The sequence below is a fragment of the Nonomuraea solani genome (genome assembly GCF_900108335.1).
Lineage (GTDB): Bacteria > Actinomycetota > Actinomycetes > Streptosporangiales > Streptosporangiaceae > Nonomuraea > Nonomuraea solani.
In genome coordinates, this window is sequence record NZ_FNVT01000014.1 from 225,191 (window position 1) to 238,768 (window position 13,578).

The 13,578-nt window shown below is 72.1% G+C and carries 11 protein-coding genes; 4 read left to right on the forward strand and 7 right to left on the reverse strand.

Annotation, left to right across the window (positions count from 1 at the left end; translation table 11 throughout):
- Positions 1-8: 8 nt before the first annotated feature.
- From C4V41_RS39530 to C4V41_RS62265, 3 genes are all read right to left on the reverse strand, one after another.
- Positions 9-974 carry a hypothetical protein gene (locus C4V41_RS39530; RefSeq protein ID WP_103961116.1) on the reverse strand — a complete coding sequence of 322 codons (966 nt, stop codon included), beginning with the start codon at positions 972-974 and terminating at the stop codon, positions 9-11.
- Positions 975-988: 14 nt separating this feature from the next.
- A complete protein-coding gene (locus C4V41_RS39535; RefSeq protein ID WP_160150541.1) occupies positions 989-2,164 on the reverse strand; it encodes an ROK family transcriptional regulator in 1,176 nt (391 codons plus the stop codon).
- A 63-nt stretch (positions 2,165-2,227) separates the two neighbouring features.
- A complete protein-coding gene (locus tag C4V41_RS62265; RefSeq protein WP_160150542.1) occupies positions 2,228-3,427 on the reverse strand; it encodes an aminotransferase class I/II-fold pyridoxal phosphate-dependent enzyme in 1,200 nt (399 codons plus the stop codon).
- 201 nt (positions 3,428-3,628) lie between these two features.
- On the opposite strand from C4V41_RS62265, the gene C4V41_RS62270 reads away from it, so the two are divergent.
- Together C4V41_RS62270 and C4V41_RS39545 are read left to right on the forward strand one after the other, a co-directional pair.
- Entirely contained in the window at positions 3,629-4,792 is a 1,164-nt protein-coding gene (locus C4V41_RS62270; protein WP_160150543.1) for an N-acetyltransferase, read from the forward strand.
- Between the two features lie 216 nt (positions 4,793-5,008).
- Positions 5,009-5,977, forward strand: a complete 969-nt coding sequence (locus C4V41_RS39545; protein WP_235030665.1) for an NAD-dependent epimerase/dehydratase family protein — start codon at positions 5,009-5,011, stop codon at positions 5,975-5,977.
- Here the strand turns inward: C4V41_RS39545 and C4V41_RS39550 are convergent.
- The 3 genes from C4V41_RS39550 to C4V41_RS39560 form a co-directional block, all read right to left on the reverse strand.
- On the reverse strand, positions 5,913-6,797 hold the full coding sequence (locus C4V41_RS39550) for a phosphatase PAP2 family protein (protein ID WP_160150544.1): 885 nt from the start codon (positions 6,795-6,797) through the stop codon (positions 5,913-5,915). The two genes, C4V41_RS39545 and C4V41_RS39550, sit on opposite strands and share 65 nt — an antisense overlap.
- 161 nt (positions 6,798-6,958) lie before the next feature.
- Positions 6,959-9,757, reverse strand: coding sequence for an MMPL family transporter (locus C4V41_RS39555; protein WP_103961120.1), 2,799 nt, complete (start codon positions 9,755-9,757; stop codon positions 6,959-6,961).
- 741 nt (positions 9,758-10,498) lie between these two features.
- Positions 10,499-11,152: a winged helix-turn-helix transcriptional regulator gene (locus C4V41_RS39560; protein WP_103961121.1), complete on the reverse strand. Its 654-nt coding sequence runs from the start codon at positions 11,150-11,152 to the stop codon at positions 10,499-10,501.
- A gap of 132 nt (positions 11,153-11,284) precedes the next feature.
- On the opposite strand from C4V41_RS39560, the gene C4V41_RS39565 reads away from it, so the two are divergent.
- Together C4V41_RS39565 and C4V41_RS39570 are read left to right on the forward strand one after the other, a co-directional pair.
- Entirely contained in the window at positions 11,285-11,767 is a 483-nt protein-coding gene (locus C4V41_RS39565; protein WP_103961122.1) for a DUF3237 domain-containing protein, read from the forward strand.
- 33 nt (positions 11,768-11,800) lie between these two features.
- On the forward strand, positions 11,801-12,223 hold the full coding sequence (locus C4V41_RS39570) for a nuclear transport factor 2 family protein (protein ID WP_103961123.1): 423 nt from the start codon (positions 11,801-11,803) through the stop codon (positions 12,221-12,223).
- Positions 12,224-12,517: 294 nt separating this feature from the next.
- Here the strand turns inward: C4V41_RS39570 and C4V41_RS39575 are convergent, their stop codons facing one another.
- Positions 12,518-13,552 carry an endonuclease/exonuclease/phosphatase family protein gene (locus C4V41_RS39575; RefSeq protein WP_103961124.1) on the reverse strand — a complete coding sequence of 345 codons (1,035 nt, stop codon included), beginning with the start codon at positions 13,550-13,552 and terminating at the stop codon, positions 12,518-12,520.
- Positions 13,553-13,578 lie beyond the last annotated feature (26 nt).

Below are 13,578 nucleotides of genomic sequence, written 5' to 3' on the forward strand. Positions count from 1 at the left end.
ACGCCCGCTCAAGGACGAGGAGGCACGCGGATCACCCGCAGCTCGTGGGCCCCGTCGGCGCGGGTCATCTCGTAGTACAGCCACCACCGGTCCTCGATGAGCAGCGCGTCCAGATAGCGCACCGAGCCGCCGCGATGCGGCGAGGTCACCCACGGCCGCTCGCCCGACAACCGCCGCCAGGTGAACAGGTCGGAGGAGACGGCGATACCGCAACGCTCCTCGTAGTTCTCCTCGTGCGAGGCCGACCCGTCGTAGAAGCCCACGTAGCCGGCGCCGCCGGGGATCGGGACGACGCTGTTCAGCCGGGCCTGGTAGCGGTCCCAGCCCGTGCCCACGTCGAGGACGCGGCCCTGCCAGGTGAACGTCGCCCCGTCGTCCAGGCTGGTGGCCAGGCCGGTGGGGTGCGTGGTCGCGCCGACGTTGTAGACGTCGGCGGTGGCGTGCGCCCCCGGGTCCAGGTCGGGCCGCGGCTCGGCGTAGCTGGCGAACAGGTACGTCACCGGTCCGGCCCGCAGCGCGTACGGATCCTTGACGCCCTCCGTGCCCGTCGAGGCGGCGGTCAGGACGGGGGCCGCGGTGCCGAGATCGAACTCCGACGGATGCCCGGCGGCCAGCGCGTCGATCCGCCAGCGGCTGTCGGCCGGATCCACGTACGACACATACAGCCGGAACCCGCCGTCGTCCGCCCGCGTCAGGCGGAAGCGCTCCATCGACGAGGTCTTCAGCTCGTCCTTGTGCACCGACCACACGTCGGTGAACTCCACACCGTCGTCGCTGACCGCCACCGCGCACCACCACCCGCGCTCGGCCCGCTCACCCCGGGGACGCCGCCGCCGGTAGGTCAGCCAGAACCGCTCGCCGTCGTGCAGCACGCCCGGGCTGCCGGCCCAGTAGCCTTCCTCGTCCTTCTCCGGAGCCAGCACCACCGTGCCGGCCAGCGGGTCGAACACGGGCAGTGGCGCGTAACCGAACATGAGACATCCGCCTTTCAGGCGTCGTAGAAGAACCGGTCGAGCGCGACGGCCGCGCCGCCGACCACGCCGGCGTCCGGGCCGAGCGTCGAGCGCCGCACACGGACCGCGTCGCGCAGCACGGGGAACGCCCGGGCGCGCAACTCGTCCTGCACACGGCCGAACAGCCGGTCGGGGACGGTGTCGAAGGCGCCGCCCAGCAGGATCAGCGCGGGGTTGAGCAGGTTGACCGCCCCGGCCAGCCCAACGGCCAGATGCCCGACCAGGTCGTCCACGACCGCAGCGGCACTCCCTTCGCCGGCGGCGCCTTCTTCGCCGGCGGCCGCCGCCAGCAGGGCGGCGAGCGGATCCGCGGGCTCGCGGCCGAACAAACGGCGGGCCTGCTCGGCCAGGTAGGGTTCCGCCGCCACCGTCTCCAGGCAGCCGGTCGCGCCGCACGCGCACGCCCGCCCCCGCTCCACCACACGCAGGTGGCCCAGCTCCGCCACCCCGTGCGCCCCCGGACGAAACGGCTGCCCGCCGATGACGACTCCGGCGCCGACGCCGGTGCGCACGTACACGTACAGGAGGGGATCCGCGCCGCCGGTGTCCCCGTACCGCGCCTCCGCCAGCGCCATCGCGCGGACGTTGTGATCCACCACCGCCGGCGCGCCCAGCTCCCGCTCCAGCAGGTCGGCGAACGGCACGTCCCGCCACCCCAGGTTGACCGGCAGGACGCTGCGGCGCTGCCCACGGTCGACCGGGCCGGGGGCGGCGACGCCGATCCCGAGCAGCCGGTCGCCCGCCATCGCCGCGGCCGCCCCGCCGATCCGCGCCACCACCCGCTCAGGACTCTCGCCCGCCAGGTCGAACGTGAAGGAGTCGCCACGCAGGACGCGCGCCTTCAGGTCGCACAGCCCGAGCCGCACCGTGCCCGCCCCGACCTGGACGCCGATGACGTGCCGGGCGTCCGCGCGGAGCCCGACATCCGTCGAGGGACGCCCCACCCGCGCGCCCGCACCGTCCGAGGCCCCCTCCTCGACCAGCCCCTCGCCGAGGAGCTGGCCCACCACCTTCGTCATGGTGGTGGGGGACAGGCCGAGCCGCCTGGCCAGGTCCGCGCGCGGCTGGGGGCCGTGGTCGCGCAGGCTCCGCAGGACGAGCCGCCGGTGCAGGCGCCGTACGTCCTGCACCGGAGAGTGTCTTTCACCCATCGCCATCCCTCAGAGGAATAACTAACGGGTAGAAAATAATCTCGGGTCGGTCAGGACGTCAATTCAGACGATCTGGCACGCGATCGGGCCCACCCGGCCCGCGACGGTGGCGATGGCGTTCAGGAGCCGGTCGACCTGGGCGGTGGTGTGGGCGGCGGTGACGCTGACGCGCAGGTGCGCCTTCCTGCCGGGCACGCTCGGCGGCAGCATGACGTTGGCCAGCACCCCCTCCTCCAGCAGTTCGGCCCAGAACCGGCAGCACAGCACGACGTCGCCCACCACGAAGGAGACGGTCGGCGTGCCGCCGGGCGCGATGGCGAACCCGAGCGCGACCAGGCCGGACCGCAGGCGCTCAGCGGCGGCCAGGACCGTCTGCCGGCGCTCCGGCTCCGTACGGATGATGTCGAGGGCGGCCCGCGCGGCGGCCGTGCAGGACGCCGGCAGCGAGGCCGAGAACAGCGCGGCCCGCGCGCGATGACGCAGGAAGTCGATGACGTGCCGGGGTCCGGCGACGGCGCCGCCGAGGGTGCCGAAACACTTGGAGAACGTGATCGTCTGCACGTCCACGGCCGACTGCAGGCCATGGTGCTCGGCCGCGCCCCGGCCGTCCGGCCCGAGCAGCCCCGCGTCGTGGGCGGTGTCGACCACGATCCGCGCACCGTACGGCGCCGCCAGCTTGGCGACCCCGGGCAGGTCGCACAGGTCGCCGCCCACCGAGAACATGCCCTCCGTGAGCACGATCGCCCCCTGGTCGGGCTCGACGGTTTCGAGCAGGCGGGCGAGATGGGTCATGTCGTTGTGCCGGTAGCGCCGCAGCCGGGCCTGGCCGGCGTGGGCGGCGTCGAGGAGCGAGGCGTGCACGTGCTGGTCGGCGAGCAGCACGTCGTTCGGCCCGAACAGCGGGGCCAGGGTGAGGCTCGCCTGGTAGCCGGTCGTCACCACCATCGCCGCCTCGTGACCGAAGAACTCGGCCAGCTCCTCCTCCAGGCTCTGGTGCAGGGCCAGGGTGCCGTTGAGGATCCGCGACCCGGAGTTGCCCGCGCCCAGCCGGAGCAGCGCGTCGGCCGCGGCGGCCTTCACCCGCGGGTCGTCCGAGAGCGCGAGGTAGTCGTTGGAGCCGGCCATGAGCACGCGGCGGCCGCCGATCGTGACCTCGCCCTGGCCCGGTCGCTCCTCGACCGGCAGGTAGTAGGGGTAGAGGGAGGAGCTGAGAATGGCCTCCTCGTCCTGCGGGAGTCGGCACTTGCTGAAGGCGTCCGTCACGGTGCGGCACTCACTTTCCGGCTCGGTCCTGAGCTTTTCCGGCGACTCGCTCTGTGGCTGGCAGGGATCGTGGCTGACAGTAATCATTAGGAACAGTAGAGTAATCGTCGCTGCTCTCGATCTAGAACGCCGTGCCAGGCGGCGGCCAGGGGTGCCGATGGCCCGGTCGTGCCCCGCCTTCAGCCCGACAAGGACGTGCGCATGAACGAGGAAGACGTCTTCCAACAGCCGCGTGCGTGCGGGAAGAATCCTCCGGCCGAGCCGGTGCGCACCCGTCGCGGGCTGAAGGACTTCATCGAGCTGCCGTACGCGCTGCACGGCCACGACCCCTGTTTCGTCCCACCGTTGCGCGGCGACTGCCGCCGCCTGCTCGACCGGCGCCGCAACCCCTTCTTCGGGTACGGCGACGCCGAACTCTTCACCGTCCACCGCGACGGGCGCGTCGCGGGCCGCGTCGCCGCCGTGCACAATCCCCGCCACAACGCCGCCCGCCAGGCGAACGACGGCTTCTTCGGCCAGTTCACCTGCGCCGACGACCCCGACGCGGCCCGCGCGCTGTTCGACGCCGCGGCGGGGTGGTTGCGCGCCCGCGGGCTCGCCACGATGCTCGGGCCGGTCAACTTCACCACCAACGACGAGTGCGGGGTGCTGGTCGACGGCTTCGACACGCCGCCGGCCGTGTTGATGCCCTACAACCCCGCCTACTACCCGCCGCTGCTGGAGGCGTGCGGGCTGACCAAGACCAAGGACCTGTGGACGTGGGAGCTCGCCCGGCCGCCCATGGAGCGGATGCGGCGGATCACCCTCCGCGCCGAGCGGCTCCATCGGCTCACCGTACGGCCGCTCGAAATCCGTGACTTCGCGGCCGAGATCATGCGGGTCAAGCACGTCTTCGACAGCGCCTGGCAGCACAACTGGGGCTTCACGCCCATGACGGACGCCGAGTTCACCGCGCTGGGGCGGCGGCTGCGCTCGATCGCCGACCCGGGGCTCGTCCAGCTCGCCGAGGTCGCGGGCGAACCGGTGGCGGTCGGGCTCGCGCTGCCCGACCTCAACCAGGCCCTGCCCGCCGCACGGGGGCGACTGAGCCACTTCGGCCTGCCGATCGGAGCGGTACGCCTCATGCTGGCGGCCCGCCGCATCGACCGCGTCCGGGCCGTCCTGTTCGGCGTCGTGCCCCACATGCGCGGGCGGGGCATCGAGGCCGCGGTCTACGCGCGTACCGTGGAGGCGATCTACGCCGGCGGCTACGGTGGCGCGGAGGTCGGCTGGACCCTGGAGGACAACCAGGCCATCAACAGCTACCTCACGACCACCGGCTGCACCCGCGCCAAGACCTACCGCATCTACGGCCTAGCCCTGTGACCCGCCGGGGCCACTGGCCGATCAGGCGAGCCTCGTGACACACCCGTGGCGGCCCGCCGACTGCGCGAAACCTGTGACGCGCCCGGAGCCTCCGGCCGGTCAGGCGGCATCCGCTGCGTGCCCGGGTCTCTCTGCCGGTCGGGCGGCACCCGCTACGCGCTCGGAGTTTCCGGCCGGTCGGGCGGAACCTGTGACCCGCCCGGGTGGGGCGGTGCTGTGACGCGGTTTCTGGTCACCGGTGCCACCGGGTTCATCGGGAGCCGGTTGACGCGGATGATCCTGGCGGGCGGCGGGACCGTCACCGCGCTGGCCCGCCCCTCATCCCGCACCCGCGCGCTGCGCGAGCTGGGGGCCGACGTGGTACACGGTGACCTGGCCACCGGCCGGGGCGTCGCCGAGGCGGTGGCGGGCGCCGAACGGGTGATCCACCTGGCCGCCACGCTCAAGGCCCGCACCGCCGCCGCGTTCTGGGCGGTCAACCGCGACGGCGTGGCCCGCCTGGTGCGCGCGCTGGCCGCCGTGCCCCGCCCGCCGCGCCTGGTGCTCTGCTCCTCCCTGGCCGCCGGCCCCGCCCCGCCGGTGTCCCTGTACGGCGCCAGCAAGCTGGCCGGGGAACAGGTCGTCAGGGAGCACGCCGACCGGGTGCCGGCCGTCATCCTGCGCCCCGGCATCGTCTACGGCCCGGGTGAGCCCGCGCTGTTGCCCGCCCTCCTGCCCATGATCCGGCTCGGCGTGGTGGTCCAGGCCGGATTCGGCCCCCACCGCTACGCCCTCGTCTACGTGGACGACCTGTGCGCCGCCCTGCTCGCCGCCGCCGACCGCGGCCCCGTCCTGCGCCCCGGCGACCCCAGGACCGGCACATACGCGATCGGCGACGGCAACGTCTACCACTGGGACGAGATCTGCCGCTGCCTCGCCCAGGCGGCGGGCCACCGCGCCCCTCTCGTGATCCCGCTGCCGCTGCCCGCCGTACGCGCCGCCGCCGCCCTGGCCGAGCTCGCCGGACGGGCCGGCGGGACGGTTCCGGCGTTCAACCGCGACAAGGCCCGCGAGATGCGCCGCGCCGACTGGACGTGTGCGCCCGCCGACGCGGTACGGGAGCTGGGCTTCACGCCCGCCACTACACTCCGGCAGGGATTCGCGGAGGCTCTTGAGGCGCTCGCCGCGCCGAGTACCGCTCGGTGACGGCATAGGCGATCAGGGCCACCGCCAGCCCGGCGACGACGTCGGAGGCGTAGTGGTACCAGTCGTAGACGACGGCGACGGTCAGCCCGATGGTCAGGGTCCACAGGATCCGGCGGGCGGTCGCGGAGACGTATCGGCGCAGGCACAGCACGGTGATCCAGGCGCCCGCCACGTGTGAGGACGGGAAGCAGGCGCCGGGCGGGTCGAGGGTGGTCATGATGGTGTTCTGCAGGTCGGTGATGAAATAGCCGGACGGCCGGTGGGCGGCGTACAGCTCGGGCCAGGTCAGTGCCGGGCCCGCCAGCGGGACGGTGATGAACCCCAGGTAGCAGGCCAGCATCGCGGTCAGTGCGGCGAACAGGTGACGCTCCGCCAGCGCCCTGCGCCCGCGGGCGTAGAGCACCACCGGGATCAGGAAACAGCCGTAGAAGGAGAAGTAGCAGAACGTCAGCAGCTCCGTCAGCAGGGGAGTCCCGATGGCCGTGACGGCGATATTGGGCAGTGCGCCGAAAAGCGCCGTCTCCCATGCCCGTACGGCGTCGTCGACATAACGCCCGTGCACGACGAGAACCGTACGTTCGACGGCGGCATAGGCGAACGGGAGCACGAGCAGCGGGGCGGCGAACCGCAGGAACGACACCGTCCCGCTCGTCGGAAGCCGCCGCTCGCCGCGCGCCAGGGCGAGCACGAACAGCGCGGCGGCCCCATAACCCGCGAGCAGCGCCGGCCCGTCGTCGAGCCGGTCCAGCGAGAGGACCACGATCGCCGCCATGATGCCGAGATAACCCAGCAACACCGCCTCTACGGGCCGTATCTTCACGAATTCCGCTCCATTTGATCGACCGCTCACAGAACCCTGCGTTGCTTCACCGCTCACAGGGCCCCGCGCTGATGTACCGCTCACAGGGCCCTGCGTTGCTTCGCCGCTCACATGGCCCCGCATTGATTCACCGATCACAGGGCTCCGCGTTGATGTACCGCTCACAAGGCCCCGCGCGCCGGCCACCAGATGGCCCGGCCCAGGTGGTGGGCGAGGGCCGGCACGAGGAACGAGCGCACGATCACCGTGTCGACGACCACCCCGATCGCGACCAGCAGCCCGAGCTGGATGACCGGGACCAGCGGCAGCACGGTCAGGACGAAGAACGCCGCCGCCAGGACGACCCCCGCCGCGGTGATCACCCCGCCCGTCGCCCGCAACCCGTGCAGCGTGGCGGCCCGCGTGTCCAGGCGGACGCCCTCCTCGCGTACCCGGGCCATCAGGAAGATGTTGTAGTCGATGCCGAAGGCGATGAGGAAGACAAATGCGTACAGCATGAACGACGGGTCGACGGCCGGATAGCCGAGCACCTGGGTGAACAGGGCCGAGCACAGGCCGAGCGTCGCCGCGACGGACAGCACGACCGTGCCGATCAGCAGCAGCGGCGCGACCAGCGAGCGCAGCAGCACGATGAGGATCAGCCCGACGACCAGCAGGATCAGTGGTATGACGAGCAGCGCGTCGTCGAGGGCGGCGTCTTTGGTGTCGAGCTGCTCGGTGGTGAACCCACCGACCAGCGCGGCCCCACCGGCCACGGTATGGACCGACCGGCGCAGGTCGTTCACCAGTTGCTGGGCCTTCGGGGTGTTCGGCTCGGCGGCCAGCACCACATCCAGCACCTGCCACCGCCCGGCCGCCCCATCCGGCCCCGCCAGGCCACCACCCATTCCCGGCGCGAACCACCCGCTCCTGCCCTCGCCGGGCCGCACGGACAGGCCACCGTCCGTCTTCCGCACGGGCCGCATGGACATGCCGTTCGCCTTGCCCTCGGGCTGCCTGGACATGGCGCCCGTCTCGCGTCCGGGCTGCGCGGTCCGGGCGCCCGTCTCGCGTTCGGGCCGCGTGGACAGGGACCCGTTTGTCTCGCGCCCGGGCTGCCTGGTCATGGTGCCCGTCTCGTGTCCGGGCTGCGCGGGCATGGACCTGTTTGTCCCACGTCCGGGCCGTGCGGATACGGTGTCCGGCCCACGCCCGAGTTGCGTGGACAGGGATTCGTTCGCCTCAGGCCCAGACCGCGTGGACAGGGCGCCGTCCGGGCCGTGCCGGGGTCGCATGGCCGGGGCGCCTCCGGGGTTCCGCCCGAGGCGTGTGGCGCCGTTCTCGTCGGACCGCTTGGCGCTGTTTTCCCCAGCCTGTCGAGCGGGCCCCGTAGCCGCCCCGTTTGAGCCCATCCGTGGCGCGGGCCCCGTGGTCCTGTCCTGGCCCGTTCGCGGCGCAGACCCTGTTGTCCCGTGTGGGCTCGTTCGTGGTGCGGGCCTTGCAGCCGCCCCGTTCCGGTCCGCTGGTCGCGTGGAGCTCTGGGCGTCGTTCACGTCCGCTCGTCGTGCGGACCGGGTGGCGCCGCCCAGGTCCGCTCGTTGCGCGGGCTGCGTGGTTCCGTCCTGGCCCGGGGGTGGTGCGGACAGTGTGCCGCCTGTTCGTTGTTGCGGGGGAGGGGCGGGCTGGACGGACAGGACGCCGGTGGTCCTTCGGGCGGCCTCGGCCACGGCGGTGCTCTGGTCCTGTCTGGCGAGGACCACCACGGGGGCGGCGGCGGGATAGTGGCGCTTCAGGGCGTCGTAGCCGGCCACCGAGTCCATGCGCAGCGTGAACAGGGCCGACGGCGGGATGCCCGAGGGGTCCAAGGTGGTGAGCCCACCGCAGAACAGGGCCAGGAGCAGGGCTGAACCGGCCCAGGACAGCCGGGGTCGCCGTCCGACGAAGGCGGCGACGCGCGGCCAGAGCCGGTCACGCCCCACCTGGCCGGGACGTGGAGTGGCGGGCCAGAAGGCGCGTCGTCCGCCCAGCAGCATCAGCGCGGGCAGGAACGTCACCATCACCGCCATCGTGATCACGATCCCCACGGCGGCCGCCGCGCCGATCGAGCGCAGCGCGTTCGTGTCGGCGACCAGGAGGCAGCCGACGCCGCCCGCGACCGTGAGCGCGGAGGCGACGACTGTACGGATGCCGCCCGCCAGCGAGCCCTTCAGCGCCGCCTTCTGGTCGGCCGTCACCCGCAACCGCTCCCGGTAACGGGCGATGAGCAGCAGCGCGTAGTCCGTCGCCACGCCGAACACCAGCACGGTGAACACCTCGGGCGTGACCCCCCGCAGCGTCATCCATCCCGCCTCGGCCAACGCGTAGACCGCCGCCGCCGAGCACAGATAGGCCACCACTACGGCGAGCATCGGAATCACCCAGAGGACGGGACTGCGGTAGACGGCCAGTAGCACCAGGAACACCACGCCGATGCTCAGCGCCAGGAGCGTGCCGTCCACCCGGCGGAAGGAGTCGACGTAGTCGGCCGCCGCGCCACCGGCCCCGCTCACATGGCCGGACAGCCCCGGCGGGCGGCCCTCGGCGACGATCTGGCGCAGTCGTTCGACCAGCGGGTTGATGAGCACGCCGGGCTTGCCCGTCAGCAGGACCGTCGCCTGCAGCGCCCGCCCGTCGGGGCTGGGCGCCGGCGCCGCCGCCGTGCCGACCACGCCCTGCACGCCCGCGAACTCCCGGAGGTCGCGAGCGGCCTCGGCGTGGTCGCGCGCCTCGATCGGGCCGGACCGCTCGTAGACCACCAGAGCGGGAACCACCCTGCCGCCCTGCTCGGCCAAGAGGTCGTGAACCCGGGCCGATTCGGCGTTCCTGGCCAGCATCGAAGTGCCGCTGGTGACTCGGACGTCGTCGAGCGGGCCGCTGGTGAGCATGGCGGCAATGGCGAGGGCCACCCAGCAGAGCACCACGCCCACGGCGAATCTCCGCATACCCGCCAAGCGAATGAAAACCGACAATTCCCGCCCACCTCCGGCCTCGAGACGAATGTGCCGGCCGGCACGTAGACACTAAATTCCCGGTCCCGCTTAAACAACTTTAGGCAGGTGTCTTATATTTGCGTCACACATAGATCAAAGGGGACATCCAATGATTGCTGGGTCCCCTTGTTTGGGGTGAGATTCCGGGCTTTCGGCAGATATTCGGGTTATGCGGATGGAAATGATGACACGCCGGAAATAGCGGACTCAGACCTGATCGTCACCCCTCTTCGGCCCACACCGTCGGGTCGCACTGCGGTCCATGTCGTCGCGTCGCACTTCGCTCCAGGTCGTGGGGTTGCGCTGCGGTCCATGCCGCCGGGTCGCGCTCCTGCCCGCACCGCCGACCCTCCACTCCGGCTCCGCCTCGCGCACGCGGCCGCCTCGCGCACGCGGCCGCCTCGCGTACACGGTTGGCCTCCCTCAGCTCGCGTCGGGCGGCCCTCGGCTCGCGGTCCGGTGCATGGTGCCGGGCCGTACTCTGGTGCGCGCCGCCGGGGTTGGTTCCGGGCCCACCTCGGTTCGCGCGGCTGGCCCGTGCGCGGGGTGGGTCTTCCTCGGTTTGCGTCGGGCGGCCCTCGGCTCGCGTTGGGCGACTTTCGGTCCGCATCGCTGGCTCCATTCCGGCCCAGGTGCCCCCGACTCGACCCGTCACAAGGGCCCCGACCCGACTTGCCCCACCCCGGATGGTCGTTAGCGGGTGAGGCCGAAGAGTTCTCTGGTGGCTTGGACGGCCTCGGGGGTTCCCTGGACGTGGAGGCGGCCGGTGGAGACGGCGGTTAGTGACGCGGCGGGGTCGCGTCCGATCTCGGCGAGGGTCGCGGCGTCGGTGAAGGTCAGGACGGCGTCGGGGGCGTCGGCGGGGCCGGGGTAGGTGTGCAGCGCGCCGCCGGCGACGCGGGCGTGCATGGCGTCGGCGCCCACCCTGAGCTCGACGGTGACGGACAGGTCCCGGGCCCGCTCCGGCTGGAACATGGCCCGCAGTGACGGCGTGATCCAGTGGATCTGGAAGGCGTCGTCGTCTCCTTGGTCCCCGAGCAGGCGGATGCCGAACCGGGCCAGCTCGGTCACCGCCGGTTGCAGGTCCCGGCCGAGCGGCGTCAGCTCGTACACCTTTGACGCGGCGGGCGCGGGCAGCGTGCGGCGGGTGACGATCTCGGCTTCTTCGAGGGCCTTCAGGCGGGCGGCGAGCATGTCGGTGGAGATGCCCACGAGGCCGCCGAGTAGGTCGACGTAGCGTTTCGGGCCGTCCAGAAGCTCGCGGACGACCAGCAGGGACCACCGCTCGCCGATCAGGTCGAGGGTTTTGGCCACCGCGCAGTAGTGACCGTAGGGACGCGATGCCATGCCGGCAGCCTAGCGCACGTCGCTCCGCATCCAAGCGGAGACTTGGAAAATCCAACTACCTACTTGACTTCTCCAAGTGATCGTTACAAGGTGATCCCGCAGCAGGACACACGATCAGCCACGGAGGCCCCCATGACCCTTGCCGACACCGACCCGGCCATCACCACGGTCGCGGTCGAGCCCTTGTGCGACTTCGCCATCACGTTCCAGACCATGCAGACCTTCTCCACCCCGCTGGGCACGCGCATGATCGCGGTCGTCGAGCGCGGAACCGTGGAGGGACCGCGGCTGCGCGGCGAGTTCCTGCCCGGCGGCGGCGACTGGATCATGGTCGGCTCCGACCGCGTCGCCCGCCTCGACGTCCGGGCGACGATCCGTACCCATGACGACGAGCTGGTGTACGTCACCGTCACCGGCCGCGCCACGCTCTCGGACGAGGCCATCGGCCGGCTGGGGGCCGGCGAGACCATCGGCTGGGACGAGATGCACGCCCGCTCCGCGCCGCTGTTCGAGACCGGCGCGGAGCGCTACGCGTGGCTGAACTCCACCGTCGCCATCGCCGTCAACGAGCTGTCGCTCAACCACGTCAACTACCGCGTCTACAGCGTCCGCTGACCCGTTCGGTCAGTGATCGAAAGGATGGCCGCCATGCCCACCACCAACGTCAGGGAACTGTTCGACACCTACGCCGCGACCTTCGCCACCCGCGACCTGGACGCGATCGTCGCGCTGCACTCGCCCGCGACCATGTTCTGGCTGCACAACGGCGAGCAGCCGGTCCACGGCCGGGCCGCGCTTCGCGACACCTTCGCCGCCATGTTCGCCCAGTGGCCGGAGATGGGCTTCGACGTCCACCGGGCGATCACCGGCGACGGCCACTGGATTCTCGACTGGGCGCTCACCGCCGTCCTCACCGGCCCCGGCGGCGACCGGCGCCCGATCCGCTTCGACTGCCTCGACGTGGTGACGCTCGACAAGGACGGGCTGGTCGAACGTAAGGACACCTTCATCGACCTTCCCCAGGCCCAGGCCGCGCTCACCGCCGCGTCAACGACCGGAAGCCGTTCGTGACGCGGGAGGCCGGAGTGTTCTCGCCCTGCTCGCGAACGGAACACCACCATGTACGCCGCCCGCGACGGTGCTCACCTGGCCTCCGCGCCGATGGCCACGATCGCCATCGACGACGACCCCGAGTAAGCCCGCAAGGAGCCGGTATCGCTCCTGCAGACGTGCGAGCCCGCCGCGTCGACCGGCCGCGGTCCTACCGGGACGCCGGTGCCCGCCACATCCTCCTGCGCATAGGCCGCCTCGACACCGCCGCACGACCGAGCACCGCCGCCCGGATACGCGACGCCATCGGCATGCCTAACCCCCGATCCGGAGGTCCGCGAAGAGGGCGCGATGGTCCGATCCCGGTACGTCGTACACCCGCGTGCTCACCGCCCCCGCCCGCGCGTCCGTGAGCACGTGGTCGATGGTCACCAGCGGCGGCAGCGAGCGGCCCCTGCGACTCATGGGCCAGGTCGGCACCAAGCCCTGCCCCGTGGCCGCCGCCGCGTCGGTGTAGCCGGTGTCCAGCAGGCGGCGGAAGACGGCGTGGTCGAGGGTGGCGTTGAAGTCGCCCGCCAGAACACGCGACAGCCCAGAGGCGGACGCAACGGCGGGCCCAGCAGTGGACGCGGTGGTGGGTGCGGGTGGCAGGGCGGCGATGCCGGCCTCCCACTCGGGCACCGTCGCGGGCACGGGCGCGACCGGATGCACCACCACGACCTCCACGGCCGGGCCGCCCGGCAGCGCCACCTCGACCACCGGCATGTGGTGCCCGACCGGCTGGAACAGCCCGGTGCGCTCTTTGAGGGGGTGGCGGGCGTACACGCCGCTGCCCTCGGGGCCGCGGAACTCGGCCCTCCCGACGTGGTACGGCAGCAGCGCCCCCAGCCCGGCCGCCGCCAGTTGTTCCCTGGCCGACCAGGTGAGCTCCTGCACGCTCAGGACGTCCACGCGCAGGTCGCGTACGAGATCGACGATCACCGTCGCGTCACCGCGGCCGCCGTTGAGGTTCGTGGTCAGCAACCGCAACGGCCGCCCACCGGCGGGAGCGTCACCCGGGACGGCCCGCGGCACCACGCACCAGGCGAGGCACGCGCACACCACCAGCATGATCGCGATCGCCGCCCGGCTCCGGACCACGGCCACGATCGCCAGCGCCACCACCGCCAGGATCGCGAAGTAGGGAGTGAAGGCCATCAGCGGGACCAGGAACGCTCCATTCTCCGCTCCGACGACCCGCACGGCCGTCCCCACCGCGAACACCACCGCGACCCCGATGGCCACCCGTGACCGCCACACCTGACGGGGCCGCGCCCGCCGCGTCGCCTCAACGACCTCTCGCACCAGCACAGCCGCTTACGTTAAGCGACGATCCT

Excerpts from the sequence above, each read along its gene's own strand:
- C4V41_RS39560 (WP_103961121.1), bottom strand. The coding sequence starts at position 11,152 with ATGGCATCGCGTCCCTACGGTCACTACTGCGCGGTGGCCAAAACCCTC.
- C4V41_RS39530 (WP_103961116.1), bottom strand. The coding sequence starts at position 974 with ATGTTCGGTTACGCGCCACTGCCCGTGTTCGACCCGCTGGCCGGCACG.
- C4V41_RS39565 (WP_103961122.1), top strand. The coding sequence starts at position 11,285 with ATGACCCTTGCCGACACCGACCCGGCCATCACCACGGTCGCGGTCGAG.
- C4V41_RS39555 (WP_103961120.1), bottom strand. The coding sequence starts at position 9,757 with ATGCGGAGATTCGCCGTGGGCGTGGTGCTCTGCTGGGTGGCCCTCGCC.
- C4V41_RS39535 (WP_160150541.1), bottom strand. The coding sequence starts at position 2,164 with ATGGGTGAAAGACACTCTCCGGTGCAGGACGTACGGCGCCTGCACCGG.
- C4V41_RS39570 (WP_103961123.1), top strand. The coding sequence starts at position 11,801 with ATGCCCACCACCAACGTCAGGGAACTGTTCGACACCTACGCCGCGACC.
- C4V41_RS62270 (WP_160150543.1), top strand. The coding sequence starts at position 3,629 with ATGAACGAGGAAGACGTCTTCCAACAGCCGCGTGCGTGCGGGAAGAAT.